The sequence below is a fragment of the Zoogloea sp. genome, from assembly GCF_028693495.1.
Classification (GTDB): Bacteria; Pseudomonadota; Gammaproteobacteria; order Burkholderiales; family Rhodocyclaceae; genus Zoogloea.
The window spans coordinates 1-24,929 of the sequence record NZ_JAQUVG010000026.1 but is presented as its reverse complement, the minus strand read 5'-3'; the positions used below and the strand labels follow the sequence as shown (position 1 = coordinate 24,929).

Annotated in this window: 22 protein-coding genes and 3 pseudogenes; 13 read left to right on the top strand and 12 right to left on the bottom strand. The window is 58.4% G+C overall.

The annotated features are described in order from the left end of the window. Positions 1-144 precede the first annotated feature (144 nt). Positions 145-1,782, bottom strand: a complete 1,638-nt coding sequence (locus PHD22_RS06465) for an alpha/beta fold hydrolase (RefSeq protein ID WP_299863975.1) — start codon at positions 1,780-1,782, stop codon at positions 145-147. A gap of 461 nt (positions 1,783-2,243) precedes the next feature. Between PHD22_RS06465 and PHD22_RS06460 the strand changes: the two genes are divergently transcribed. Continuing rightward, on the top strand, positions 2,244-2,684 hold the full coding sequence (locus PHD22_RS06460) for an NUDIX hydrolase (RefSeq protein ID WP_299863952.1): 441 nt from the start codon (positions 2,244-2,246) through the stop codon (positions 2,682-2,684). Between the two features lie 105 nt (positions 2,685-2,789). Here PHD22_RS06460 and PHD22_RS06455 read toward each other — a convergent pair whose 3' ends face one another. Continuing rightward, the gene (locus PHD22_RS06455; protein ID WP_299863949.1) at positions 2,790-3,203 is read right to left on the bottom strand and encodes an arsenate reductase ArsC; all 414 of its coding nucleotides are present in this window, start codon (positions 3,201-3,203) and stop codon (positions 2,790-2,792) included. A gap of 406 nt (positions 3,204-3,609) precedes the next feature. On the opposite strand from PHD22_RS06455, the gene PHD22_RS06450 reads away from it, so the two are divergent. Beyond that, a complete protein-coding gene (locus PHD22_RS06450; RefSeq protein ID WP_299863947.1) occupies positions 3,610-5,250 on the top strand; it encodes a methyl-accepting chemotaxis protein in 1,641 nt (546 codons plus the stop codon). A gap of 71 nt (positions 5,251-5,321) precedes the next feature. Here PHD22_RS06450 and PHD22_RS06445 read toward each other — a convergent pair whose 3' ends face one another. Both PHD22_RS06445 and PHD22_RS06440 read right to left on the bottom strand, forming a co-directional pair. Next, positions 5,322-6,650: a PAS domain-containing methyl-accepting chemotaxis protein gene (locus PHD22_RS06445; RefSeq protein WP_299863944.1), complete on the bottom strand. Its 1,329-nt coding sequence runs from the start codon at positions 6,648-6,650 to the stop codon at positions 5,322-5,324. After that, entirely contained in the window at positions 6,650-7,084 is a 435-nt protein-coding gene (locus PHD22_RS06440) for a hypothetical protein (RefSeq protein WP_299863941.1), read from the bottom strand. Before PHD22_RS06440 ends, PHD22_RS06445 begins: the two co-directional genes overlap by 1 nt. Here PHD22_RS06440 and PHD22_RS06435 point away from each other — a divergent pair. Genes PHD22_RS06435 through PHD22_RS06425 form a run of 3 tightly spaced genes read left to right on the top strand, consistent with a single transcriptional unit; the run spans position 7,067 to position 9,008 of the window. Continuing rightward, positions 7,067-7,645, top strand: coding sequence for a YceI family protein (locus PHD22_RS06435; RefSeq protein WP_299863939.1), 579 nt, complete (start codon positions 7,067-7,069; stop codon positions 7,643-7,645). The two genes, PHD22_RS06440 and PHD22_RS06435, sit on opposite strands and share 18 nt — an antisense overlap. A gap of 15 nt (positions 7,646-7,660) precedes the next feature. Beyond that, positions 7,661-8,380 (top strand): pirin family protein, encoded by a 720-nt coding sequence (locus PHD22_RS06430; RefSeq protein WP_299863936.1) that lies wholly within the window; start codon positions 7,661-7,663, stop codon positions 8,378-8,380. A gap of 28 nt (positions 8,381-8,408) precedes the next feature. Next, positions 8,409-9,008: an NAD(P)H-dependent oxidoreductase gene (locus PHD22_RS06425; RefSeq protein WP_299863934.1), complete on the top strand. Its 600-nt coding sequence runs from the start codon at positions 8,409-8,411 to the stop codon at positions 9,006-9,008. A gap of 133 nt (positions 9,009-9,141) precedes the next feature. On the opposite strand, the gene PHD22_RS06420 is transcribed toward PHD22_RS06425, so the two are convergent. Together PHD22_RS06420 and PHD22_RS06415 are read right to left on the bottom strand one after the other, a co-directional pair. Next, on the bottom strand, positions 9,142-10,041 hold the full coding sequence (locus PHD22_RS06420; RefSeq protein ID WP_299863932.1) for a methyl-accepting chemotaxis protein: 900 nt from the start codon (positions 10,039-10,041) through the stop codon (positions 9,142-9,144). A 12-nt stretch (positions 10,042-10,053) separates the two neighbouring features. Continuing rightward, positions 10,054-10,779 carry an MCP four helix bundle domain-containing protein gene (locus PHD22_RS06415; protein ID WP_299863929.1) on the bottom strand — a complete coding sequence of 242 codons (726 nt, stop codon included), beginning with the start codon at positions 10,777-10,779 and terminating at the stop codon, positions 10,054-10,056. An 887-nt stretch (positions 10,780-11,666) separates the two neighbouring features. Between PHD22_RS06415 and PHD22_RS06410 the strand changes: the two genes are divergently transcribed. Then, the gene (locus PHD22_RS06410) at positions 11,667-14,591 is read left to right on the top strand and encodes a transglycosylase domain-containing protein (protein WP_299863974.1); all 2,925 of its coding nucleotides are present in this window, start codon (positions 11,667-11,669) and stop codon (positions 14,589-14,591) included. Between the two features lie 109 nt (positions 14,592-14,700). Continuing rightward, on the top strand, positions 14,701-15,228 hold the full coding sequence (locus tag PHD22_RS06405; RefSeq protein WP_299863927.1) for a hypothetical protein: 528 nt from the start codon (positions 14,701-14,703) through the stop codon (positions 15,226-15,228). Between the two features lie 17 nt (positions 15,229-15,245). Here PHD22_RS06405 and PHD22_RS06400 read toward each other — a convergent pair whose 3' ends face one another. Next, positions 15,246-15,512: a hypothetical protein gene (locus PHD22_RS06400; RefSeq protein WP_299863925.1), complete on the bottom strand. Its 267-nt coding sequence runs from the start codon at positions 15,510-15,512 to the stop codon at positions 15,246-15,248. Positions 15,513-15,591: 79 nt separating this feature from the next. On the opposite strand from PHD22_RS06400, the gene PHD22_RS06395 reads away from it, so the two are divergent. The 3 genes from PHD22_RS06395 to PHD22_RS06385 all read left to right on the top strand — a co-directional run bounded on the left by PHD22_RS06395 (position 15,592) and on the right by PHD22_RS06385 (position 17,479). Beyond that, positions 15,592-16,221, top strand: a complete 630-nt coding sequence (locus PHD22_RS06395) for a ParA family protein (protein ID WP_299863923.1) — start codon at positions 15,592-15,594, stop codon at positions 16,219-16,221. Positions 16,222-16,403: 182 nt separating this feature from the next. Beyond that, a complete protein-coding gene (gene yfcF, locus PHD22_RS06390; RefSeq protein WP_299863921.1) occupies positions 16,404-17,042 on the top strand; it encodes a glutathione transferase in 639 nt (212 codons plus the stop codon). Then, on the top strand, positions 17,039-17,479 hold the full coding sequence (locus PHD22_RS06385; protein ID WP_299863919.1) for a hypothetical protein: 441 nt from the start codon (positions 17,039-17,041) through the stop codon (positions 17,477-17,479). Before yfcF ends, PHD22_RS06385 begins: the two co-directional genes overlap by 4 nt. Positions 17,480-17,633: 154 nt before the next feature. Here the strand turns inward: PHD22_RS06385 and PHD22_RS06380 are convergent, their stop codons facing one another. From PHD22_RS06380 to PHD22_RS06370, 3 genes and pseudogenes are all read right to left on the bottom strand, one after another. Beyond that, on the bottom strand, positions 17,634-18,062 hold the full coding sequence (locus PHD22_RS06380; RefSeq protein WP_299863917.1) for a ProQ/FINO family protein: 429 nt from the start codon (positions 18,060-18,062) through the stop codon (positions 17,634-17,636). Positions 18,063-18,209: 147 nt separating this feature from the next. Further along, a complete protein-coding gene (locus PHD22_RS06375) occupies positions 18,210-19,634 on the bottom strand; it encodes a RepB family plasmid replication initiator protein (RefSeq protein ID WP_299863915.1) in 1,425 nt (474 codons plus the stop codon). A 1,215-nt stretch (positions 19,635-20,849) separates the two neighbouring features. Next, a pseudogene (locus tag PHD22_RS06370) lies at positions 20,850-21,485 on the bottom strand (IS30 family transposase); the annotation flags it as partial. A gap of 207 nt (positions 21,486-21,692) precedes the next feature. On the opposite strand from PHD22_RS06370, the gene PHD22_RS06365 reads away from it, so the two are divergent. Both PHD22_RS06365 and PHD22_RS06360 read left to right on the top strand, forming a co-directional pair. Further along, complete coding sequence (locus PHD22_RS06365; protein WP_299863912.1) at positions 21,693-22,769, top strand: ParA family protein; 1,077 nt, start codon at positions 21,693-21,695, stop codon at positions 22,767-22,769. Continuing rightward, positions 22,769-23,752 (top strand): ParB/RepB/Spo0J family partition protein, encoded by a 984-nt coding sequence (locus PHD22_RS06360; RefSeq protein ID WP_299863909.1) that lies wholly within the window; start codon positions 22,769-22,771, stop codon positions 23,750-23,752. The genes PHD22_RS06365 and PHD22_RS06360 overlap by 1 nt, the downstream gene beginning before the upstream one ends. A gap of 18 nt (positions 23,753-23,770) precedes the next feature. Here the strand turns inward: PHD22_RS06360 and PHD22_RS06355 are convergent. Next, positions 23,771-23,926, bottom strand: a pseudogene (locus PHD22_RS06355) (transposase); the annotation flags it as partial. A 29-nt stretch (positions 23,927-23,955) separates the two neighbouring features. Further along, positions 23,956-24,519: pseudogene (locus PHD22_RS06350) on the bottom strand (integrase core domain-containing protein); the annotation flags it as partial. Between the two features lie 46 nt (positions 24,520-24,565). Here PHD22_RS06350 and PHD22_RS06345 point away from each other — a divergent pair. Next, positions 24,566-24,880, top strand: coding sequence for a transposase (locus PHD22_RS06345; RefSeq protein ID WP_299863906.1), 315 nt, complete (start codon positions 24,566-24,568; stop codon positions 24,878-24,880). Positions 24,881-24,929 lie beyond the last annotated feature (49 nt).

The window sequence follows — 24,929 nt, the reverse complement described above, 5'->3', positions numbered from 1 at the left end:
GCCAGGCCCTCCTGCAGAACCGGATCAATCAGGGCTCCCCATGGGCAAAAAGGCAGCCCGCCTGATCCGGTGTGAACGATGAAATGCCTGGGGAGCTCCGCCTTTCAACGGCGCTCCCCAGGCATTTCAAGCCACCCTGCAGGATCAGGCCTCGCGCACGTACTCGCCTGGAGCAGCAGCCAGGGCCGGGTAATCCGCAGTCGCGACGGGACGGGCATCCACCAGTTTCCCGGCCCGGGGTTTGAGCCAGGCCATCCAGTCTTCCCACCAGCTGCCCGCCTGTTCCCCATGGCGCTCCAGCCAGAGTTCGGGAGTGTCACTGGGTTCGGCACTGCCGACACGGTAGCTGCGCTTGGGCGGGTTGACCGGCGGGTTGACGATGCCGAGGATATGACCGGAGCTCGACAGCACATAGCGCTTCTCGCCAGTCACGAAATTGAGAATCCGGAAAGTCTGGGCCCAGGGGGCAATGTGGTCATCCACCGCGGCCACCGCATAGACCGGCTGGCTGATTTCCCGCAAGTCGATGCTCTCCCCGGCGATCGTCAACGCACCGGGCTGGATCAGCCGGTTATGCAGGTACAGCTCGTTGAGGTACCAGGCGTGCATGGTGTAGGGCATCCGGGTGGAATCCATGTTCCAGTACAGAACATCGAAAGGCGTGGGCGTTTCGCCATACAGCCAGCCGTGGACGACGTAATGCCAGATCAGGCTGTTGGAACGCAGCAGCCGGAATGCCATTGCCATGTCCTTGCCGTCCAGGTAGCCCTTGCGGGACATCTGATCGCACAGGTGCTTGACACTGCCCTCGTCGATGAAGACCTCGATATCGCCCGGCTTGTGGAAATCCACCAGGGTTGTGAACAGCGTCAGATCAGCCACTGGTATGGCGTCCTTGCCGTAGTGGCGGTTGGCCCAGGCCATGTACATGCTGAGCGCAGTACCGCCAATACAGTAGCCCGCCGCATGCACCTGCTTCACTCCGGAGATCTCGCGGGCCACCCGGACCGCCGTATCCACCCCTTCCAGCATGTAGGCATCGAAACCCACGTCGGCCATGGAGGCATCAGGGTTCTTCCAGCTGGTGATGAAGACATCCAGCCCCTGGTCCAGCAGGTACTTGACCATGCTCTTCTTGGGGTTGAGGTCGAGCACGTAGAACTTGTTGATCCAGGGGGTGATGATGACCACCGGCTCAGCGTGCACCTTGGGCTGGGTGGGTGCATAGTGGATGAGCTCGACCAGACGGTTGCGGAACACCACTGATCCGGCCGTGGTGGCCAGATTGACGCCCACCTGAAAATCGTCGGGGGTGGTCATCCGGACATTGCCATGCTGCAGATCCGCCAGGAAATTCTGCCAGCCATCCAGGAGGCTTTGACCCCGGGTTTCAAAGGCCTTGCGCTGGGCTACCGGGTTGGTCAGGAGAAAGTTGGTGGGGGCCACCGCATTGAGCCACTTGCGCCACCAGAAGGCCGCCCGACGACGTTCCCGGGACGACAGGGCCGGAGTGTCGTACAACATGTCCTGGGCCCGGTGAGTAAAGGTCAGGTACCAGTCCTTGACCATATCCCAGGTCGGCGACTCGGACCACACCGGGTCGGCGAAACGGGTGTCATCCGGATTGGGCTTGATCGGTTCATCATGCTCCAGACCGGCCATCCGGTTGAGGGTGTGCCAATGCAGCTGGAACAGATCCGAATAGAGTACCGACTTCCGCTCGGCCAGCTCCTGGGGATGCATCAGCCAGGCCATCTGGGCGTGGACGATGGGTGCCATCATGCCCAGGGGGTCAAGGGTTGTGGACAGATCGTGCTGCATGTCGCGAACGCTGCGATAGACACGGCCGACATCAGGACCCTGGCGGTGAATCCGGCGGCGACTCTGCCGGTCTGGAGCAGGCGTATAGGCCTTGTTCATGCTCGTTCTCCCAGTAAACGGAGTTCATCAGGCGTCCGGCGCACGTCTCGTGATGCTCTGAAATTCCGCGCAGACGTCGATCCTTCAGGCTACGCCAGCCGTGTGACAGAACGGAGTCACACCGGGTGGTGCCACGCCAGAAGGCGGATAAATGATTCAGTCCATTGTAATGGATGCCGCACGGTACGGGGCCATCCCCACCCAACAGCTTTCACACAATTGTCACAACGCCGGAGCAGGGGATTACGTAATATCGATCAGCTGACCCCCGGGGAGGGGGCACAGGGCTTTTTATTCTCATTCAGTCTGAAATCAAGACATTCATGGCCAAGGACAGCGCGAAGAAACGGCTTCCCGATGCGGGCGCCTGGGCAATCATCCACTGCGCCGAAACGGGCAAGTTCCTGCTCGGCAAGCGCTCACCCATGATGAACAAGGCGGGCGCATGGAATTTTTTCGGGGGACGTCTCGACGAGGGTGAGGAGCCCCGGGACGCCTTGGTGCGGGAACTGGCCGAGGAAGCGGGCATCCGGATCAAACAGAAGCAGCTGATCAAGCTGTACCGGGTGGCGGGGAGCAAGACCGGCAGCCAGCGGCAGCTTCATTATTACCTGCTCCAGGTGGAACGGGAGGTCGCCCCCCGGCTCAACCAGGAACACTCCCACTTCCGCTGGTTCCGGCGCAACCGGCTGCCCAGAAGCTTCAACCGCCCCACCCAGATCGCCATCAAGCAGGGGCTGCTGCACATGGCCTGCGAGAGGTAAAGCCGGCAGCCCGACGGGTCCGGGAATGGCTCAATGGTGGTGCAGGCCTTCACACTGGCGCCCCGCGGCTGGGAGCATCAATTCATGTCAATTCCCTGACGTCCGTCACAACTCCAGGGCAGTACGGACGATCGGGATGAGGCTTTCACGGATCTCATCCCGGACCCGGATAAACCCTGCGAGAGGCTCTCCCCGGGGATCCGGGTAGGGAATGTGCATCCGCGGCGTCGGGCGGGGGAAGACGGGACAGAGTTCCTTGGCGATGTCACAGACGGTCACCACCAGATCGAAGGACTGGCCCCGGAACTGCTCGAGGGCCTTCGGGCTCAGGCCGATGGTGGGCAGGCCCGCATCGGCCAGGGCATCGAGGGCACCCTGGGAAATCCGCGATTGGGGCTGAAGCCCGGCCGAAACCGCCCTCACCTGATCCCCCAGATCATGATTGAGGATCGCTTCCGCCATCTGGGAACGGCAGGCGTTTTCCCTGCACAGCACCAATACATTCTTGATAGTCGCCATCTCAAGCCTTGTCGGACGCACTCCACGGGGGAACCAGGTCAATAATCTTCCAATGCTATCGGCGTAGCATTAAATCTTCGTGACCACCATCAGACAGTTTCGTGACGCATCCGGCCGCGGCAACTATCCGGGCGCTGGAGGGGGATGGCACAAGTGTCCGTGGAGGCCGCCGGCTGGCACATGAAAGTAAACAATCCACGGCAAGCCTGCCTGAGCGGCGTTACAGCTTGAGGACAGCCTTGCTGGGTCCAGTAGCATCGATCTTCAGTCAATCCGCATTCATCTAGCTGCCATCTTAACAAAAACTTCATTTCCGCTTGGGCGCAGCAACGCCTATAAACGGGTTCCTGCAGCGGGTGACCTGCGCCCGCCGACCACCCTAGCAACCGACTGTGGAAGCCTCTTCATGAGCATCAGACGCAACCTCATCCTTCTCATTGCCATCACGGCCACCCTGCTGATCTCCATCGGCATCATGGGCGGCAGCCATTTCCGCCACAACACACAATTGATCCAGAACCTCACGGATGACGCCATTCCCGGAGCCCTGCTGGCATCCGACCTGGGTTCCAACCTCAAGCAGGTCGAGCTTGATCTGATCGAACTGGTTTTTGCCCCCACTCCGGAAATCGCCGCCAAGGCCGAGCAAAAGCTGCAGGCCCAGCAGGACCAGCTGGGGGAAACCCTTCAGTCCCTCCGCAGTCTTTCAAGCTCGACAGCAGAAATCGGCCTGCTTGATCAGGCAACCGAGAGCCTCAAGGGCTATCAAGGGGCGACCGCAGAAACCGTCCGTCACGCCCGGGACGGCCAGCGGGTCCTTGCCGAAGCCAGCCTCTATGCCAACGTGACGGAATATCAGCAGGAACTGCAACAGATCCTCGAAACCCTGCGGATCGAGAAACGCCGGCACAAGGATGGCTCGGTGAACGCGGTCCAGGCGGGGCTCACCGAAACCATCTGGGTCCTGGGCTGTGCAGGAGGCCTGACCCTGCTGGTGCTGACTGGACTCGTCTTCCGGCTCCACCACAACATCGTCACCCCCCTCCGCTCGATGGAGGGCACCATGGCCGCCATTGCCACGTCCCTGGACTTCACCCAGCGGGTCCCGATCACCCGGGATGATGAGATCGGCCAGTCCGTGCGGGCTTTCAACTCCCTGATCGACACCCTCCAGGGGAGCCTCGGCAGCATGGTCCAGATCATCCGCAGCAACGAGAACGCGACCGCCGAGATGCACCAGTCGGCTCAGATCGTTGCACACATCGCCTCAGAGGGCAGCGACTCCTCCAAGCGCATCCAGCAGGCGGTCCAGTCGATCCAGGAACACATCCTGGAAATCGACCGGGAAACCCGTCAGGCCGGGCGGATCACCGAGGAATCGAGCCAGACCGCCACCTCACGCAGCGCGGTGATCCGCGAAACCGCCAGCCGGGTCGGATCTCTCGCCAGGCATATCGAGAGCGCCTCCGGACAAGTCTTCACCCTGGCCCGAGAGGTGGGCGAAATCGAAAGCGTTGTGTCGGAGATTCGACAGATCGCCGATCAGACCAATCTGCTGGCCTTGAACGCGGCCATCGAGGCAGCCCGGGCCGGCGAGTCCGGTCGTGGCTTCGCCGTAGTGGCCGATGAAGTGCGCAAGCTGGCAGAACGTTCTGCGGCGGCCACCGAGTTGATCAACCAGCGTATCGGCAGCATCCACGGCGCCTCCAGGGAATCCACCGACCTGATGAAGCGGGTCAGCACGGAAATGGAACAGAGCGCGACCCTGGCCCGCTCCACCGGCGAAGCCATCGAGAGCATCGAACAGTCGGCGCTGAAGGTGATCCAGGTGGTGGGAGAGATCACCCGCCTGGTCCAGATCGGCCAGGGCTCCAGCAGCGAGATCGTCGAACAGGTGGGCACCATCGACATCCTGCTGAATCAGGCCCACACGGCTGCTCGCCACACCAATGTGGCGGCCGACCGGATCCGGGAAATCTCCCGGGAACTGACCACCATCGTGGCCCGCTTCCGGATCGATCCAGCCCCAGGTGGTGCTGGCCACTGATTGGCACTGGGCCCGCCCGATGCCCCCGGCGGGGCAGGCCTGCATCCATGGGGTGGATGGCAAGAGGCGCCTTAGCTGATTTTCATGTCCACCGCATCGGACATCTGCTTGACCATGGCCACAACCCGATGGGCATCCTCACGGATCAGTTTGATCGCATCTCCAGCCGAGTGAGCCAGGGCCACGCCTTCCGACACCTGCACCAGGCTGGCATTCATGTTCGCCGTGACCGCCCGGCTTTCCGCCTCGATGGCAGAGACCATCCGGGTAATTTCTGCGGTGGACTGGGCCGTACGCTCCGCCAGCTTGCGTACTTCGTCGGCAACCACTGCAAAGCCACGACCGGACTCGCCGGCCCGGGCCGCCTCGATGGCCGCATTCAGGGCCAGCAGGTTGGTCTGGTCGGCTATTTCCTTGATGGTGTTGGTGATGGAGGAAATCTCGGCGTTGCGCTCGCCCAAGCGGGTGACCTGCAGGGCCGCATCATCCACCGCCCTGGCGATCACCTGGATCTTTGCCACTGTTTCAAGAATGATCGCCTCACCTTCGGCGGAGATCCGCTCGGTCTCCACGGCGGCGGCCGATGCCATGCTGGCGCTGTCCCGTTCGGCCTGCTGGCGGAGGACCTGGTCGGTCACGTCGGAGGCCGTCTTGACGATCCGGGCAACCTTCCCTTCGGGGTCCAGAACGGGGTTGTAGGCCGCCTCCAGCCACACCTGACCACCGCGCCTGTTCAGGCGGCAGAACTGTCCCTTGAAGAACCGCCCTGCGCGCAGGTCGTTCCAGAAGGCTTCGTAATCGGGGCTGCCAATCAGCTCCGGGAGACAGAACATCCGGTGATGACGCCCCAGGATCTCCTCCTGCCGATAACCCATCGTCGCGAGAAAGTTGTCATTGGCACGCAGGATCGTGCCATCCGGCGCAAACTCGATGACGGCCATGGAGCGTTCGATGGCCGCCACCAAGGCACTCATCCTCGCGGCCTCCTCCACCTGGTCGGTGATGTCGGTCGCAAACTTGAAGACCCGGGCAACGGCTCCGGACGCGGCATCCAGAACCGGGTTGTAGGTGGCCTCCAGCCACACCACGCGCCCCGAATGATGCCGGCGCCGGAAGCGTCCCTGAAAGAACCGGCCGGCACGCAGGTCGCCCCAGAACGTCTGATAAGCAGCGGAATTCACATACGCGGGATCGCAGAGGAGCGCATGTTTCTGGCCCACCAGGGCCTCCCGGGCGTACCCCATCGTGGCGCAGGAGGCTTCATTGGCATCGAGCACCGTGCCATCGATGCCCAGCTCCACCACGGCGGTGGAACGCTCCACGGCCTCACGGACCGCCTTCTGTCCGGCAAGCTGCACTTCGAGCTCGGTGATTCTTTTTTTATATCTTGAGGAGAACATCAAGCTTTCCCGCGGCTTATCAAGCTCGTCAAAAGGGCTGTCAGCGCAACAAACAAAAGGCGCCAGGGCAGGGTTATATCCCTGCTTGCAGCAAGGGAAATGATCATATCTCCAAAAGAGTGAAAATACGCCAGGTGGTTTTCCCTCTTTTGTGCATCCATCCATAAAAACAGCAAATCTGCCGGGTAGCGGCGGAGCGGGTTCCCCAGCAGCAGTGCCGCCGCGGCAGTGAAGCGCCCCAGCACCATCACGGGGAAAAACGTCAGCATACTGCCCGGAAGCTGCATTGTTGCACTGAACGCAACCAAGAGTTCCTTATTGTCATCTATTTCGAACACGGAGACGGGATTACAGTACAGCCATACCCAATGCCCGGCAGGCAATGACTGCCCGTCCAACCCCCAAAGGAGCTCACCATGATCAAGCTGAACCACTTCGCCGCCTCCATTGTTCTCTCCGCTGCAGCAGTCGCTCCGGCCTTCGCCGCGCCTGACACCTTCACGGTGGATGCCAGCCACAGCTTCGCCCGCTTCTCCTACAGCCACTTCGGCATGTCCACCCAGCTGTCACGCTTCAACAAGACCAGTGGGACCGTGACCCTCGACAAGGCCGCCCGGACGGGTACGGTGGACATCGTGATCGATACCAGGTCTGTCGATACCGGTTTTGATACCTTCAACGATCACATCCAGGGCGAAGATTTTCTGGATACGGCCAAATACCCCACCGCCACCTTCAAATCCAGCAAGGTTACCTTCAAGGGGGAGAAGCCGGTTTCCGTGACTGGCGAGCTGACCATCAAGGGCGTGACCAAGCCGGTGACCTTCAAGATCCAGAACTACGTGGCCATGCCTCACCCGATGCTCAAGAAGGACGCCATCGGTGCCGACGCCACGGTCGTGATCAAGCGCAGTGAGTTCAACGCTGGCAAGTACGCTCCCCACGTGGGCGACGGGGTGACCATCAGCGTCGCCCTTGAAGCCATCAAGAGCTGAGCCAAGGAGGTCCCCATGATGGAACTGAGGCCCGCCGCAGCCCGTGGCATCGCCAATTTCGGCTGGCTCTATTCGCAGCACACCTTTTCGTTCGGTCATTACCACGACCCCAGGCAGATCGGCTTCTCCGACCTGCTGGTGATCAACGACGACCTGGTGGCTGCCGGTCAGGGTTTCGGTAGCCATCCCCATCAGGACATGGAGATCTTTTCCTACGTGCTCGACGGAGCACTGGAACACAAGGACTCCATGGGTAGCGGCTCGGTAATCCGCCCGGGCGACGTGCAGATGATGAGCGCAGGCACCGGCATCCGCCACAGCGAATACAACGCATCCCGGGACGAACAGGTCCACTTCCTGCAGATCTGGATCATGCCCAACCGTTACGGGGTCACCCCCCGTTATCAGCAGCAGCACTTCAGTGCCGGAGAAAAACGCGGTCGCCTGCGCCTGATCATCTCCCCGGACGGTGCCGAGGGCTCCCTCTCCGTTTATCAGGATGTCCGTGTCCATGCGGGGCTCTTCGACGGCGCTGAGGCCCAGACCATCACCCTGCCCCCGAACCGCCACGCCTACGTGCACCTGGCCAGGGGCACGCTGACGGTCAACGGACAGCCCCTCTCGGCCGGCGACGGGGCCCGCCTGCGCCAGGTGGACGAAATCACCTTTTGCCGGGGTCAGCAGGCCGAAGTACTGCTCTTCGATCTGCGTCCCAACGAATTACCCGAATTCTGATCTTCCCCTTCAAACTCCGAGGACAACCATGAAAATCCTGCAGATCAATACCAGCGGCCGTTCCGCCGGTGCCAGCTCGACCCGCCTGGCCGATACCGTCACCGCCCGCTTGATGGAGCGCAACCCGGACGCCACCCTCGCACTCCGCGACCTGGCGTCCCACCCCCATCCCGTCCTGGATGAAGCGGCCCTGGGTGCGCTGTTCACCCCTGCCGAACAACGCAGTCCCGAGCAGGCGGCCCGCGTGGCCCTGGACGAGGCACTGATCGCCCAGGTCCAGGCTGCCGACGTGATCGTGCTGGGGGTACCCATGTACAACTTCGGCAATTCGGTCCAGCTGAAAGCCTTCATTGATGCCATCGCCAAGGCCGGCATCACCTTCCGGTACACGGAGGCAGGCCCGGAAGGCCTGATCAAGGGCAAAAAGGTGTATGTGGCCCTGGCCCGGGGCGGCAAGTATCGGGACACCCCGACCGACTCCCAGGTTCCCTACCTGAAGACCGTCCTGGGCTTCCTGGGTATGACGGACGTGGAATTCATCTACGCTGAAGGTCTGGCCATGGGAGCAGAGAGTGCCGAGAAGGCCTTTGCCGACGCGGACGCCACCATCAACGCCCTGATCGCCTGACCCAGCGGAATCGCCTCACGACGGGCGTGCCTGTCGTGATGGGGTTCCGGACATCCTCGCGAAGGAGTGCCTCCTCAAGCCAATCAACATGGGCTGAAATTTCATCGGCTGGCCGAAGGCCTCCGACACGGCTTCAAGCGGCGAGACGGAAGCGCCCCACCGAGGTGGACAATGCCGCAGAGAGGCTGGTCAGGTCTTCAGCCGCCGTCGCCACCTCGGCGGCAGCTTCCGCATGCTCTTCGACCATCTGGACAATCTCCTCGATCTGCCCCGCGATTTTCTGACTGGAAGTAGCCTGCTCGCTGAGACCCGAGGAGACCTCGGTAATCACGCTCAGGACCGTCTGGGCATTGGCCACAATCTCACCGATCTCCTGCCCTGCCTTGCGCGCGCCCGTCAGCCCCGTTTCCATCTCCACGACCGTGGCCTGGATCTTCCCGGAAACCTCCCGGGCACCACTCTGGATGGCATCCGTCATGCTGGCGATCTCCACGGCGGAATGGGCCGATTGTTCGGCCAGCTTGCGCACTTCGTCAGCCACGACTGCAAACCCGCGCCCCATTTCACCCGCACGGGCCGACTCGATGGCTGCATTAAGGGACAGGAGGTTGGTCTGTTCAGCCACGGTACGGATGACCTTGACGATCGCCGAGATCTGCAGCGTCGCCTCCCCGAGCTGATCCGCGTGCAGGGCGCTCTGCCCGATCCGCTCGCTGATCGCCACAATCTGCTCCACCATGGCGCCGATCCCCTGGGCGCCGACGGAGGCATGCTCCCGGGCCACCGAGGATGTCTCGCTGGCTTCGGTGCCCAGCCGGCTCACATGGGCAATCGAAGCGGACAAGGCTTCCAGCGACTGGGCCATGGAGGCGGCAAGGCGAGCCTGGGACTCCGATCCGTGACGGACCTGATCGGTTGCGTGGGACATGTGGAGGGTGGCGTCGTGCAGGCGGACGTTGGCGTGACGGATGGTCTGGACCATGTCCCGCAGGGAGGCCTGCATGCTCTGCACCTCATGCTGCAGGGCCGCCATCTCGTCCCCCCCCTAGGGATGAAGGTCGGTGCTCAGGTCACCACTGGCAATCCGCTGTACCGCGGCCAGGGTGTCGGCCAGCTTCCTGCGGATGCTGCGGGTGATGACGAATCCGATCACCGACGCACACAGCACAAACAGGGTGGCACCGCCGATCACCGCCCGGCTCATCTGGCCGGCACTGGTCTGGAGGGCCTCCAGGGCGGCCTGGTTGGCAGCACGCACCTGGGCAATGTACGCCCGGGTAGCTTCGTTCAGCGTGGAGGCCGAGGGCCCATGGATCTCATGGAACAGGCGGTTGGCCTCGTCGTGGGACCCCTGGGTCGCCAGGCGCGTGACATCGCGGGACACCCCCTCGAAACGCTGGAGCTGCTCCCGGATGCTCCGGGACTCGGGGACCACATCCTGTCCCAGTACAGTTGTCTGCTCCAGGGCCTCGATGCGCTGGAGCGCCCCGTCGGCAGCGCTGATGCTCTCGTCGATATGTCGGGCAACGGCAGCCAGCGCAGCGGGCTCGGTTTCGATGATGGCGCTCCGGACGTGAATCCGGATCCGCTGGATGGCATCGTTGAGGTCCACGATGGCGTCCACCCGGGGCGTGAAGCTGACCTCGATCTTCTGCGTGACCGCCGCCATATGCCTGGACTGGAAGACCACGATCATGGCGACCACCATGAAGATTGCGGCGATGAGCCCAAACCCGGAGACGATCCTGGTAGCGATGGAAGTACGTTTCATGGGGAAAGCACGCTCATTCAGACCAATGGAATCTGCTTCGAACCGTGACGGCGAAGCCTCTGAAACCATTTTAATCATCTAAATCACATTTATTTGTGATTTTTGTCAAATTCAACAAAAACAACTAAATCCTTGGGTTGCAACCCTATGCGGGAGCAACCGGAGACACCGCGTCATCCAAGCCTGTCGATCTTTGCGCTGGGTTACAGGTTCGTCCACGGGCTCTGTGAATTTGACGATCATGTGACGCGGCCCCAGCGGTATGTCCGCGAAGATCGTGAACTTCGGTTGCTCTCCCCCCACAGACGAACCAGGCATGTCCCCTCGCGCCGCATCCATGGCCAGTTGTGCGTAATGAACTGTCCAGTCGGACAGGCTCGCCGGCAATCCAAGCCCGGGGCCGTAACGGGCAGCGAACGCCCGTCCCAGATATCCCGAAGGGCGCGTGACCTGGTGGGCTGACTAACCCCCATTTGTCAAAGAGTTGCCTTGCGGACAGTGGACCTTTAGAAAGATGAAGACGCACGGCATCAGCATGTAGTGACATGATCTGAATAGATTCGTGAATACAAATTCTAAGCTTCGGAAGCCCATGCTGTCGCGGCATCCCGTGCCATGGCGCAAGGGCACCTTGCGGATGGCTGCCAACATCCCCCATATCGCAAAGAGTTCATGCACTATGGGCGATAATTCGTACAACGCCCATCCAACGCCGCATCGTGCCTCAAGACGCTTCGCTCCTGCCCCCCCCGCCGCCTTCCGACGCCCCGCTGCCGGCCTCCCCCGAAGCCCCCTCCCCCGAGCCCGTGCCTCCATCGCACCGGACTCCCCGGCGCCTGCGCTGGCTTCTCGGAGGCCTGCTGGGCATTGCCCTGACCGCGGGAGGCATGTTCATCGCCGATGAGATCGAGACCTCGGCCCTGCAGGCCCGGGAGTTATCCCGCTACGCCACCCAGCTCACCTATACAGTCGTGGAAGGTCCCGGCGGGCCCCTGCGCTACCCCAGCCACGGGCCTTTTGACGAACGCCTCGGCTATACCCGCCTGCCCGGCATCCTGGAACGCATGGATGCCCAGGGCTTCCGTCTCACTCGCCAGGCGCGGTTTTCCGATGCCCTGATGGACTACACGGAGCGCGGCTATTTTGCGCCCTACCAGGAAAAAACCCGGACTGGGCTCGACGTAAGCGACTGTCGCGGAGACACCCTCTACCAGTTCCGCTACCCCTTCCGCCATTACGCCGACTTCGCCGCCATTCCGCCCCGGGTTGCCGAAGCGCTGATGTTCATCGAGAACCGGGGCCTGCTGGACGAAGCACGACCGACCATGAACCCGGCCGTGGACTGGGTACGCTTTGCCCGTGCCGTGCTGGGACGCCTCGGGCGCGTCGTGGGCTCCGACGTGGACGCACCCGGCGGCAGCACCCTGGCCACCCAACTGGAGAAATTCCGCCACTCCCCCGACGGCGTCACGGCCAGTGCCGGTGAAAAACTCCGTCAGATGATGTCGGGCAGCGTGCGCGCGTATCTGGACGGAGAGCAGACCCTGCCCGCACGGCGTCGTCTGATTCTCGACTACCTGAATACCGTACCGCTGGCCGCAGCGGCAGGACATGGGGAAGTCAATGGACTGGGGGATGGCCTGTGGGTGTGGTTCGGTGCCGACTTCGACCGGGTCAATGTCCTGCTGACCAGCCCCGAAGGCCAGGGAGAGGTGCTGGCCGCCCAGGGTCGTGCGCTGCATCAGGTCGTAGCTCTGATGATCGCCCATCGCCGGCCCAGCTTCTATCTGCCAGGCAAGGGGCGTGAACGCCTCGCCATCCTCTCGGCCAGCTATCTGCGCCTCCTGGCCGAGAACGGCCTGATCGGTCCGGCACTCCGGGACGCAGCCCTGGCCGAGCCCCTGAAATTCCGGGACTTCGCCGCGGATCCACCCGTTCATCCCGCCGAGTCGGGCAAGGGCGCGACCACCGTGCGCAATCGACTGGCAAGCACCCTGAGCGCCTCCCTTTATGAGCTGGACCGCTTCGACCTGGCCGTCACGACGCCCCTCAACGGCGAGTTGCAGCGCAAGGTCAGCGACTTCCTGAGCCAGTTGCATGATGCCGAATTTGCCGCCCGACAGGGCCTCATCGGCCGGCAGATGCTTACACCGGGAAAACTCGAAGCCATTCACTACAGCTTCAATCTCGTGGAGCACACTCCGGACGGCAACCGGGTGCGCGTGCAGACGGACACCACTGATCAGCCCCTGGACATCAATGAAGGCAGCAAACTGGAGCTGGGCTCGACCGCCAAGCTGCGCGTACTGGCCACCTATCTGGAAATCATCGCCGAACTGCATCAGGAGTACGGCAGCCTCAGCCCGGCGGAACTGCGCAAGCGGAAGGCCGAGCCCAAGGACCGGCTCACCCAGTGGGCCCTTGAGCACCTGACTCAGGCCACGGACCGCAGCCTGACAGCAATGCTGCAGGCGGCCCTCGAACGACGCTACTCGGCCAGCCCCGGAGAGAGCTTTTTCACCGGCGGCGGCCTGCACACCTTCAACAACTTCCGCGCCGAGGACAATGGCCGCCAGCCTACCCTGCGGGAAGCCCTGCAGGGTTCGATCAACCTGCCCTTCGTGCGCCTGATGCGCGACATCCTGCGTCACACTCTCTATCAGGGCCCCAGCAAGACCGCACGCCTGCTCGAGGATGAAAGCGATCCCTTGCGTCAGGAATACCTCTCCCGCTTTGCCGACCGGGAAGGTCAGGCCTTCCTGCGGCGCTTCTGGCATAAATACCAGGGCAAGACGCCCGAGGTGATCCGCGAAGATTTTCTGGATGACCTGCGCCCCAGCGCCGACCGGCTGACTGCCGTGTTCCGCTACCTGTCTCCCACGGCATCGCCCGAGGCGCTGGGCAGCTTCCTGAGAGAGCGTCTGAAAGACGCCTCCCTGTCCAGCGAAGCAGTCAACAAACTCTATCTGCGCAATGCCCCGGAAGCCTACGACCTGCCAGACCGAGGCTATGTGGCCCGGATTCACCCTCTCGAGTTATGGCTGGTCGGGCACCTGAGCCGCAAGCCCGACGCCCCCTGGAGCGAAGTGGTGCAAGCCAGTCAGGAAGAGCGCCAGCAGGTGTACCGCTGGCTCTTCCGCACCCGCCACAAAAGCGCCAAGGACTCGCGCATCTACACCATGCTAGAGATCGAAGCCTTCGTGGAGATCCACCGACGGTGGGCACGGCTGGGCTATCCCTTCGGCCATCTCGTACCTTCCCTGGCCACGGCCCTCGGCAGTTCCGGGGACCGGCCGGCCGCCTTGGCCGAGTTGATGGGCATCATCGTGAATGACGGAATGCGCCAGCCCACACTACGCATCGACCGGCTGGATTTCGGTGTGGGCACGCCCTACGAGACACGCTTCGCCCATGTCACCGGTGAAGGCGAACGGGTGATGGCACCGGAGGTTGCCGCCGCCCTGCGCAACGCCTTGTCGGAAGTCGTCGAAGGAGGAACGGCCCGGCGCTTGTCCGGTGCCTTCAAGCTCCCCGACGGTGCCCCCCTGTCAGTGGGCGGCAAGACTGGCACGGGTGACAACCGCATCGTGATCGGGCGCGGCAAGACCCGGGGTGTGGCGCAGAACCGCACGGCCACCTTCGTGTTCTATCTCGGCCCGCGGCATTTCGGCACCCTGACGGCCTACGTCATCGGGCCGGAAGCCGGCAGCTATTACTTCACCTCCGCCCTCCCTGTGCAGATCCTGAAAGCCATGGGGCCAACGCTGCTGCCCTACCTTGCACCCCAGCCCCAGGCCGAATGTGCAAGGTAAGCAGGCGAGCGAAGGCCACGCGCCGGTAGCACTTCAGCCTGAACACATCGGGTTGCAGGTGTACCCTGAGCGAGGCATGCTTTCACACTCGTCCCTTTACCTGCCAGCCATGTCCAGTCATCCACAGTCCCGCACAGTCTTCTCCAGCCTCGTCCGGCATATCACCCTTGGCGGACTCCTCGCGCTCAATCCAATGCTTGTCCTGGCTGCGGAGGAAGGGGTCGAAACCCTCTGCGACGATCATGAGACCACCTACTTTTCCTGTGCCGGAAAGGGTCGGCTTGCCTCGGTCTGCGCATCGGCAAACTTCTCGGGCAAAAAGGGCTACATCCAGCTGCGCATTGCAGAAGGTGATCAGCTCGAAGTCGCAGTACCCGCATCCCGCCGGAATCCAGGCCGCGTGGTGAAGGGAAGGCTTTTATCGGTGACTGGTAGCGGCATCTACATGCGCTTCGACGCGTCACGCAGCAGCTATGTGGTGTACAGCCTGACCGGCAAGAATGGCCAGGTCCGGGGCATTGGACGGCTGAAGAACGGGCAGATCAAGACTCATACCACCTGCGAAGGAGACAGTTATGCACGCCTTGAAAATGCATCGGTTCCTTCCGGTGACATCGTGGCCGTCAGCAAAAACTGAGAACCTGGAGTAGCCCGTCATGGTGTCCCGGACTTGTGAGGTCTGCCAGTCTTGATGCGCCGAACGCCATCCAGGGCATTCAACAGATCCTCCACAGGCAAGGCTGCCAGCACCGCCAGGCCACCACGCAGGATCTCACTCTTCTTCACATCTCGCCCAGCGTCTAGAAGTCGGGCCCGCAACTGAGCGATGAGGGCGTAGTCCTCTTCGGGAAAGGTGAAACTGTCCCGAATCAGGGGAGCCTTGCCCTGTGCGGCCTTGCCGCCTGCTTCCTTCTTTCCCACGTACTTCTCCCTCCCCGCTGCCTGAAGATACAAAACGGTATAAACTGTTTATATCATTAATACCCAGCGTCGAGCTCAAGTGCATACCATCCTGCTTGCCAACCCCAAGGGAGGCTGCGGCAAATCCACCCTCGCCACTCACCTGGCCAGCTGGTTTGCCCAGCAGGACGACATGGTGTGCCTCGGAGACCTGGATCGCCAGCAATCCAGCGCCCTGTGGCTGGCCCGCCGTCCCGCCAGTCTCCCAAAAATCCACAGCTGGAGCAGCGAAGACGGGGTTCCCGGCCCAACGCCCAAAACGTGCAACATCGGTATCCTGGACACACCGGCCGGTCTGCATGGCAGACCCCTGCGTCAATTGCTGAAGGAAGTGGATCGGGTTGTCGTGCCAGTTGCTCCATCCCGGTTCGATCTGATGGCCAGCCGGGACTTCTTCGAGGAGTTGGCTGAAATCAAGAGCGTCCGCAAGGACAGGGTCAGGATCGCCCTCGTTGGCATGCGGGTGGACCCGCGCACGAGCGCAACCCAGCAGATGATCGAATTTTTGGAACAGTTCGATCTGCCTCTGGTGACCTGTATCCGTAGCGCCCAGCGCTATGTGCAGGCCATCGAAAACGGAGAAACCTTGTTTGACCGCAGGTCGGGTGCCAGCCAGGCCGACCAGCGGCAATGGCAACCCCTGCTGGAATGGCTGGTGACCCGTCGCTGAGGGAGCCATGATCAACGCGGTTCATCGGCGCAATACCAAGCTGATGCCCTTGCTGATTGGGCAAGCATGTGAACAAGATGTGAGACGCTGTAGAGACCCAGGTGACCATTGCATACCCACCGCCACACAATGCATGATGCTCTCAGGAAAGCCAACCCCGGCCCGATCAGGAGCGCCTCACCATGAAGCTGTTTGTTGACGCCAACTACCTGTCTCCCTACGCATTGTCTGTCTTCGTGGCATTACGGGAAAAAAACATTCCCTTTGAGATGACACCGGTGAATCTGCAGAACGGCGAACATCTGGCGGCCGGGCATGCCAGACTATCCCGCACCCGGCGCATTCCCTGCATCGACGATCATGGCTTTCACCTGTCGGAATCGTCGGCCATCTGTGAGTACATCGACGAGCAGTATCCCGGCCACCGCCTTTATCCCGTGGACAGGCAGGCTCGGGCGCAAGCGCGGGAAGTTCAGGCCTGGTTGCGCAGTGACCTCCTCCCCATTCGCGAGGAGCGCTCTACCGCAGGTGTTTTTTTCAAATCCTCGCCACCGCCCCTCTCTCCTGCAGCGGAAGCAGCAATACAAAAGCTGTTTTCTGCCGCCGAGGCACTGTTGCCTGCCGGCCAGGACCACCTTTTTGGCGCCTGGTCGATCGCAGACACCGACCTGGCCCTGATGCTCAACCGGCTGATCCTGGCCGGCGACAAGGTGCCCGAACGACTCGTGTCCTTCGCTCGCACCCAATGGCTGCGTCCGAGCATTCAGGAATGGGTCCGCCTGCCCAGACCCTCCGCTCTGCTTCCCGGGCAGACGCCATGAACGCCCCCACTCACACCCTCCGCGTCGTGTTCGCCCTGAGCATGCTCGCCTGTTCCGTCATCCTCATGCTGTTCATCCGCGGCCGGGCAGAAGGGAGCCAGACATTCTGGCTTCAGCTGATGGGCACTTCCGCAGTTCTGAGCACGGCGCTCTGCCTAATCGCGTTCCGCAAAGGAAGGATGCGGCTGGAGGCGGTACCCCTGTGGCCTTTCCTGCGCCTCTTCGTGCGCCAGCTGGCGATCGTTTACGCAGCATCTGCGTTCTCCATCACGGGCCTCTCCTTGGCGATCATTTATGCCATCACCCGCTCAGGGTTCAACGCGCTGGCATTGGCGGTGCTTGCAGGAGTCTGGCTCTCCTTGTGGCTTGCGCCCGGCGTAGCCGCTTTCACCACCTGGCGTGTGCTGTCCACCGGAACACTGAAACGAACACGCTAACCCCATCTCCAGTTGCCAGCCCCCGAGAAAGTGTGACTGTCTTGTGCGGCCTGCAACCTTGAGGAGTACTGCCACTGCCATCGCAGAAAGACGCTACAGTCAGCCGCAGAGACAACTGCACTGGAGCCCCGTGAAGGCCTGCCCCCACAACAGATCACTTACGTCCAAACTTTTCCGCAAGCTCCCTGAGTTTGCGCTGCTTTTCTTCTTCAGCCCGGGCCGCCTCTTCAGCGGCCTTATCCGCCCGATGCTTCTCCGCCTTGGAGCGGAAGAGTTCCTTGAGGCTTTCTGCTGCCCTCTGTCGTTGATCCTCAGTGATAGGATCCGCCGGGGAGCCATCCAGATTGAAGCGACTGTCCACCAACTGAAGTTGCTTGAGGTAGGCGATGGACTTGGTATGGAGATGCAGCGCCACCTTGAGCGCCTTCTTGTTCAACTCAGGACGCTGGGCCTGAAGCTGTTTGTCGATCCCGATCGCAAGGGGTTTGGAAGCCTTGAAAACGGGATACTCCTGGCACAGGGTCTTGAGGACAGCCCGAGGAGAAGGCGGCGACGAAACGGATGATGAGGCCTGGTCTTGCATGATGTATTGGGAGGGAAATGATTCAACGTGAGGATGTTAGCACCAGGAAGGACCCGAAGTCCTGACCTGATGCAGGCTTAAAAGCTTCACATGGGTCACAACAGGTGCGAAAAAAATGACAAGAATATCCAGCCCAGCCGGTTACCTTCACTCTGCCGCCTGGGTTGCTCCAAGCAAACCCGCCTGGAGACCAAAATGAACGAGCTCAAGTTCGGGAGGGGTCTTCAAATCGCGAACCAGCCATTTCTGGAAGGAAACCGCACACAACTTGTTTTTCAGGCCATCCTTCTTCCAGTGTTTGGTCAGAAGAGGGGTGAGCTGGCCACTCGCTTCAAAGGCAGCTCTCCGGGTGGCCTGTTCTTCCACCCCCATGGATTCGTAGTTATTTAGCGCCTTGTGGCGCTGCTCCACCCACCAGGCCTCCTCGAGCCGCTTGATGAGTTCTTCGTGCCTGGGAGCTGCAACAGGCTTCTGGTCCCGTGGAGGGGCTGTTGGTGCCGCTTTTCGAGTGCGTGCGGCAGGCTTGACCACCTTTGGCGCATCGGTCACCCTGGCAGCATCTGCATAGTTGTTCTTGAGCGCAGTCTTGAAATAACCAAGGGGATTGTCAATGGGCGGCTTGGACTGACGAATCCGCTCCTCTACGTAATCAAGTGTTCGCCTGACTTTCTGCTCATCGGCTTCTTCGTAGATTTTTTCTGCCTGAATTTGAGTGAACCCAAGTTCCTGAAGCCGGACAATCAGACTGACATCTACTTGGCGTGCATCCTCAAGCACCGCAAAATCCCTGGCCCTTTCTACAGAAAACTGAACCTCCTTCACCGCACGGCCAATCTTGTGCTCAATCAAGCCAACTTGAAGGTGTCCCTTTGAGTTTACTTCCTCATAGGCAGGCTTGAGGACATCACGCTTGAAGTACTTGTACTCCTTGTACGCATTGCCTTCGAGCTCACTGTCGGGAACGCCTGTCAGTATCGGGCGCCACTCTTCCCAAGGCAAACGCATTGTAAGCTTGCCTGGCGAGTCTACGTAACGCATGCAGATCTCATACAAGGCAAGTCCGGAACTCGTCCTGTACTCATTTTGCATTTTCAGGGAGAGGCGTGTGTAAGTGTTGGGCGCAAGGAGTTTGTCCTTGATCATCGCGGGGAACTCCCATTGAACCCAACAGCGGTTACCCTCCTCGATCACTTCGATACCAACAAGCTGCGTCGTACCCCAGCGACGAGCGCCTTTTGCACCCGTGCTCCACTCCACTGTGGTGCTGGCCATACGCCGGAAATGGTCTTTGACCACGTCCATGTTCTTACTGTCAAAATCCGTAAGCTTGCACACCCTGGACAAGGGTGCTCTGTATATCTGGATATCAGCCCCTTGGGTTTGAGCCTCGGCCAACAGCACGTTGTAGAACTTGCGGGTAAGCAAGAGCAGCTTGCCAGCCCGAGGTTTGATCGCCAGCGCCTCAACAGCCTTACGAAAATCCACTTCCTCGTGATGAGGATGAGAGTCCAGGCTAGCCATACCAGGCAACTCTTCGGTCAGATTGTCCGGAACCCCTTTCTTTCTACCCATCCGCCCTCCGATACGCCAATCTACATTTAATGCTCGGTACTGTAGCATCGCGTTTTGGTGACAACAACTTATTTATCGGAGATCACCTTTGTGTCAAGGACACCAATATTTTTAAGTTTTAAATATAAAATTTAATTAAATCAAATACATAAAAAAACCCCCAAAATAGATCACCTTACATTCCTAAACAAAGGACTCCAGGCAGGAACCACCCCCAAATTTTCTCACCAAGAACTCTCAACAAACCCCCAAAATCACTCACCAAGACACCTGTATGAACAGAATGAGCACCAAGTCACGAACAGGATCGATAACGCCGGAAATCACCCTGAAAACACAAAACCCCAGAAAATCAGCTATCTAGTATCAGCACCCAAAAGCTCTCACCTTTCGGCAACTGACAGCACCAAACAAGTCATCGTGAACACCCAAAATCACTCACCTACAGAATGCAAACAAGACAAGATGCAGCAACCCCCAAAACAGATCACCAATGTGAGACAAACATCTCCTAGATGAATCACCAAAACCAGTCACCCAAAAATAATTTTTTCAGTAAAATCAATTGTTTAAAAAAAACAACCAAAAAAATTGAAATTCAACCCCCAATTTCAATCACCGAACGATGTAAGCCTGTAACCAAAACATGTCACCTTAAACCCCAAAAAAGATCACCTTTTTGTAAAAATTTACAATTAATTCAATGATTTAAAAAAACAACCCCAATTTCAATCACCTGTTAACCCCAAACAACATCACCTTAAACCCCCAATACCTATCACCTAACCATGATTGAAGCCCCCAAAAAGCGTCACCTTTAAAGGATTAAGTAATTGATTTAAAAATAAAAAATGGAGTGGTAAACAAAGCTTTGTTTACTATATGTATACAACGTCACAACGAACTAGTCTGGCCTGAACAATCCGGCGCCTCGAAAAACCCCACACGCCCACCCCTGGTAAAATTAGTCGACTCTGAAATATTCAATTTGTCGTCGCTTGCTACCGGTCTGACGGCCAAAGACCCCCAAGACGGCCGACACCCCGCGGCGCCTTCAAGCTCCTAGGGAAAGAGATCTCGGAGATGCTTGAGTACATCCCGGAAGCTTCTGGCACCAGTCAAGATAGTTAGTCGGCCCTGAAGAACCCCTCGGAGCCTTTCCCCACGCGGCCTGCGCGCGGTTGAGCCCTTGCCTGATCTTCCAGTTTCCGGTGCACCGTCACGCAGCTTGACCAGCATCAGGTAGCGGCTCTTGCGCTCCACCAGGGTGCCCACGGCACTGCGGTTGCCCGGCCCCTTGATGTGATCCCCTTCCCAGTGCCCAGGCACAAGGCGGGCCGCGACCTCTATAGGGCGTAGATGGATGGAGGTCATGTTCGGCAAGGTGCCGCGCCTGTCCTGGCCCTGTGTGCGGGGCATTCGCGCCTTGTGGGCGAAGCGCAATTGGGCAATCAGTTCGCTGCGCAGCTCGCCCCGTGGCAGGGCATAGATGGCGCAGTAGATCGTCTCGTACGAGACATGCAAGCTCGGATTGTCGGGGTTCATCCGCCGCAGTCTGCCCGCAACCTGCTCCGGCGACCAGTTCTCTGCCATCAGGGCACAAACCCGGTTCAGCAGCACGGAGCCGATCTTCAGTTTGATCGTTCCGCGCCGCCTGCGCGCCAGCGTCGCGCGCTCTGCACGGGCGGCATCGTAGCTCTTGCCAATCGTGTTGCGCGCTACTTCGCGCGACACCGCGGACGTCGGCCGATGGAGTCTTCGGGCAATTGCCCGAAGACTCCATCCCTCGTTCTTACACCGATGAATTTGATTGCGTTCGTCCATCGACAACTGACTGTAGTGATGTCCCATGCGTACACCCTACCAAATCGGGGTGTTGCACTTCAGTCTAGAGCGCGCCGAGCAATGAAACCGGAGAGATCACATACAACAAGTCCGGACAATCTATGATTTCCATATATTTGCAAGGAAAAAAATTGTTTTTAAGTTAAAAAACTAGCAAAATATACTCTTGTCCCCAAGCATAAGCACGCTGACAATAATTCAGAAAGACACAAAATGTTCAAGACAATTTACAAGGTTCAAGCTGCAGCCAAACTACTGGAGACAACAGTAGATTCTGTAAGACGGTACGTTGACGAAGCTGGTGTAAAAGTAGCAAGACAGACAAACGGGCCAAAAACTCGCCAATTCACCATCGAGAACATTTTTGACATTGCTTCCTGGCGACAAGAAAATAAACCAAAAATAAAGATCAAAAAAAAGAGAGTCATTACTGTGTACGCACCAAAAGGGGGTGTAGGGAAAACAACACTGGCAGCTAACTTAGCGTGTGTATTTTCTTTAATGGGTTTGAAAACATTAGTAATAGATCTCGACTTTCAAGCAAATCTGACTCTATCTTTTGGATACGATTCTGAAATCACTGATGAAGAAGCAGAAGAACTTGAAATACCTTTTGAGAGAGTAGTTAAGCATCACTTTGGGCACCTGGTTCCTGGATGGCCGGGTGGGCGGATGAAACTGGAAGACGTTCTAAAAATGCCCTTCGGTGCGTCAGGACCTCACTTGATACCATCAGACTTAACTCTTGATAGGCTGGATACAATCCTGACTTATGATGCTCTTGAAGGAAAAAAAAGTGATCTTAAAATCGCTGCACTTATTTCAGAAGGTCTTTCATCAAAAAATGAATACTTCAATATTTCGAATTACGATATAGTAATTTTTGATGCCGCTCCAGCTAAAAATAGAATGACACGGGGCGCTCTTCTTTCATCAGATTATGTTCTAGCACCGGTATCACTGGAACGTTATTCGACAAAAGCAGTTTCATATCTTTCATCAGTCCTTCAAGATATGCGTGACGACTTCGGAAGAAGTCCAGAAATGATAATGATAGGTAACTTCCACCTTCCAAACAGGCTTCGGGTTTATAGCCAGGTCAGTAAACTTTCTTCAGAATATCCAGGTTCTCTTCTAAATGTGATGATTCATAGAAGTGAAGAATTCCCAAAAACACTTTCTGAAGAAGATGTACAACCTCCATTGGTTCTGGCTAAACCAACTGGAACTGCAGCAGAACAAATTCATAAAGTAGGTAAAGAAATTTTGCACAAAATGGAGATGATCTGATGACAAAATCTTCAAAGTCAATTTCTGAAGAGGAATTTGCAGCTCAATTGAGAGCAGAAAGGTCAAAACAGAACGTAGGCATGATCATGACAAAACCGCCTACCGGCCCAAACAAATCTTTGGAAGAAGTTCTTAAAGATCAAAAATATGTTGATGAATTGACGATAAAAAAAGACGAACATCAACGATTACTCAGAATGATTGATATCAATCTGATTGACTCCAATCCCTTAGCCCCTCGTACAATTTATACCAGCGAGATGATTCGGGAACGAGCAGAAGCCTTAAGGACACAAGGACAACATGACCCAATTCATGTTATTCCAAATCCTGAATCAGCCGGGCGTTTCATAATTTGTGATGGCTGGACCCGAGTTCAGGCATGCAAGTTCTATGATGTATCTTCAGAATTGCTTGCGGAAATTCATGAAAATCTTAATGTTGAAGAGGCTGCATGGTTTGGATATCAACAAAATGAAGAGCGAGCACAACATTCTGATCTTGATCGAGCTATGTTCTATGAAAAAATAATATCTAAAGGAACGACTGCGGCGGCTGTTGCAAAAAATGCAAAAGTCAGTGAAACACAAATGAGTTTTTACCGATCATTTGCAAAATTACCTCCAGATATTATTGATATAATCAAAGAAAAACCAGGAAAATTCTCTGCGACCGTTGCATATCATTTAAATAAGGCAGTGCTCGCTGTTGGACCCAGAAAATGCACCAGCTTGGCAATTAAGTTCGCATCAGAAGAAAAAACACAAGCTTGGCTTATTAGTCAGGTTCAAAGTCTTGGCCGTGCAAATACAAAAAAAACTTCCTCTACAAATTTGCGTAAAATAATTTATAAAAATGGTCTTTTAAAACAAAAAGACGAATTTTTCGAATTATCCATTACAGTGAAACCAGATCAAAAAGAGGCCTTTGCACAAGCACTTGAAAAACTACTCGAAACAGTAGGTGAAACAATTTCCTATTAACCCGGCCCTTAAATAGGTTCATCGCACCTTTCCGGGAAAGGCGGCCTTGATCTTCAGGAAGAAGTAGGCTGCGTCGCAGAAACCGTAGGCAATGCGCTTGATGACCTTGGTCCGGTTATTCACGCCCTCCAGGACGCTGGTGTTGAGCGGGAAGATTGCGGAGGCAAGGATTCCGGCGCGCGTCAAGATAGTTGCCACCTGAGTCATGAAGCCAAAGGCTGTCTATTCGTGGTGCCGATTGCCATGGCGACGACGGATTCCCGCTCTGGATTGAGCGTCACCGGGCCGGCAGGAGACCAGTTTCGGGTGTGGCGTGACCAGCGCGCTGGGTGGCGCTCGCGGGCCTCGACATACAGCGCGTGACGCGCGGCCAGAATGGCCTGGTCGGCACCGGCATGACGCTGGGCCGGGCTCACGTAGCGCATGCCGCTGTGACGATGCTCGACGTTGTACCAGTGCACAAAGTGACTGGCCCACGCGCGCGCCGCCGCCAGATCCTCAAAGCCCCTTGCCGGAAACTCGGGCCGGTATTTGGCGGTGCGGAACAGCGCCTCGGCATAGGCGTTGTCGTCGCTGACGCGAGGCCGCGAGTACGAGGGTTTGATGCCCAGCCAGTGCAGCATGGCCAGCACCGTGGTGGCTTTGAGCGTCGCGCCGTTGTCACCGTGGAGGACAGGCTTGTCAGCCAGGGCGGCAATACCTTCAGCCAGCGCGGTCCGGCGAACCAGATGGGCAGCGTGTTCGGCCGCATCGGTCTCATTGTATTGACCCAGTGAAATCCTGCTCAGGTGTTAACCTTGAAAGGAACGACAGATGAGTACGGTCATGGAAGACGAAATCAAACGCTGGACAGCCAAGCGCAAGAGCGCGTTGGTGATGGAAATCCTGCAGGGGAAGACGACGGTAGCAGAGGCCAGCCGTTCTTATGATCTGCCTCCGTCCGAGATCGAGACCTGGATCGACGAGGCGAAGCGGGGCATGGAGAACGCGCTGCGTGCCAACCCATTGGACATCCGGGAGCAGTACGAGAAGCAGATCAAGCAACTGCAAGAAGCCTACGGGGAAGCGATGCTGGAGCTGCGTGCCCGAAAAAAATTGCAGTCCCTGCTGGGCGAGGACGAGAAGTGATCGAGACGATCCGCCAGGGACTCAAGGAAGAAGGTGTCGTCGTCTCGAT

Coding starts and splice junctions, on each gene's coding strand:
- PHD22_RS06465 (WP_299863975.1), bottom strand. CDS start 1,782: ATGATGGCACCCATCGTCCACGCCCAGATGGCCTGGCTGATGCATCCC.
- PHD22_RS06460 (WP_299863952.1), top strand. CDS start 2,244: ATGGCCAAGGACAGCGCGAAGAAACGGCTTCCCGATGCGGGCGCCTGG.
- PHD22_RS06455 (WP_299863949.1), bottom strand. CDS start 3,203: ATGGCGACTATCAAGAATGTATTGGTGCTGTGCAGGGAAAACGCCTGC.
- PHD22_RS06450 (WP_299863947.1), top strand. CDS start 3,610: ATGAGCATCAGACGCAACCTCATCCTTCTCATTGCCATCACGGCCACC.
- PHD22_RS06445 (WP_299863944.1), bottom strand. CDS start 6,650: ATGTTCTCCTCAAGATATAAAAAAAGAATCACCGAGCTCGAAGTGCAG.
- PHD22_RS06435 (WP_299863939.1), top strand. CDS start 7,067: ATGATCAAGCTGAACCACTTCGCCGCCTCCATTGTTCTCTCCGCTGCA.
- PHD22_RS06430 (WP_299863936.1), top strand. CDS start 7,661: ATGATGGAACTGAGGCCCGCCGCAGCCCGTGGCATCGCCAATTTCGGC.
- PHD22_RS06425 (WP_299863934.1), top strand. CDS start 8,409: ATGAAAATCCTGCAGATCAATACCAGCGGCCGTTCCGCCGGTGCCAGC.
- PHD22_RS06420 (WP_299863932.1), bottom strand. CDS start 10,041: ATGGCGGCCCTGCAGCATGAGGTGCAGAGCATGCAGGCCTCCCTGCGG.
- PHD22_RS06415 (WP_299863929.1), bottom strand. CDS start 10,779: ATGAAACGTACTTCCATCGCTACCAGGATCGTCTCCGGGTTTGGGCTC.
- PHD22_RS06410 (WP_299863974.1), top strand. CDS start 11,667: ATGTTCATCGCCGATGAGATCGAGACCTCGGCCCTGCAGGCCCGGGAG.
- PHD22_RS06405 (WP_299863927.1), top strand. CDS start 14,701: ATGTCCAGTCATCCACAGTCCCGCACAGTCTTCTCCAGCCTCGTCCGG.
- yfcF (WP_299863921.1), top strand. CDS start 16,404: ATGAAGCTGTTTGTTGACGCCAACTACCTGTCTCCCTACGCATTGTCT.
- PHD22_RS06385 (WP_299863919.1), top strand. CDS start 17,039: ATGAACGCCCCCACTCACACCCTCCGCGTCGTGTTCGCCCTGAGCATG.
- PHD22_RS06380 (WP_299863917.1), bottom strand. CDS start 18,062: ATGCAAGACCAGGCCTCATCATCCGTTTCGTCGCCGCCTTCTCCTCGG.
- PHD22_RS06375 (WP_299863915.1), bottom strand. CDS start 19,634: ATGGGTAGAAAGAAAGGGGTTCCGGACAATCTGACCGAAGAGTTGCCT.
- PHD22_RS06365 (WP_299863912.1), top strand. CDS start 21,693: ATGTTCAAGACAATTTACAAGGTTCAAGCTGCAGCCAAACTACTGGAG.
- PHD22_RS06360 (WP_299863909.1), top strand. CDS start 22,769: ATGACAAAATCTTCAAAGTCAATTTCTGAAGAGGAATTTGCAGCTCAA.
- PHD22_RS06345 (WP_299863906.1), top strand. CDS start 24,566: ATGAGTACGGTCATGGAAGACGAAATCAAACGCTGGACAGCCAAGCGC.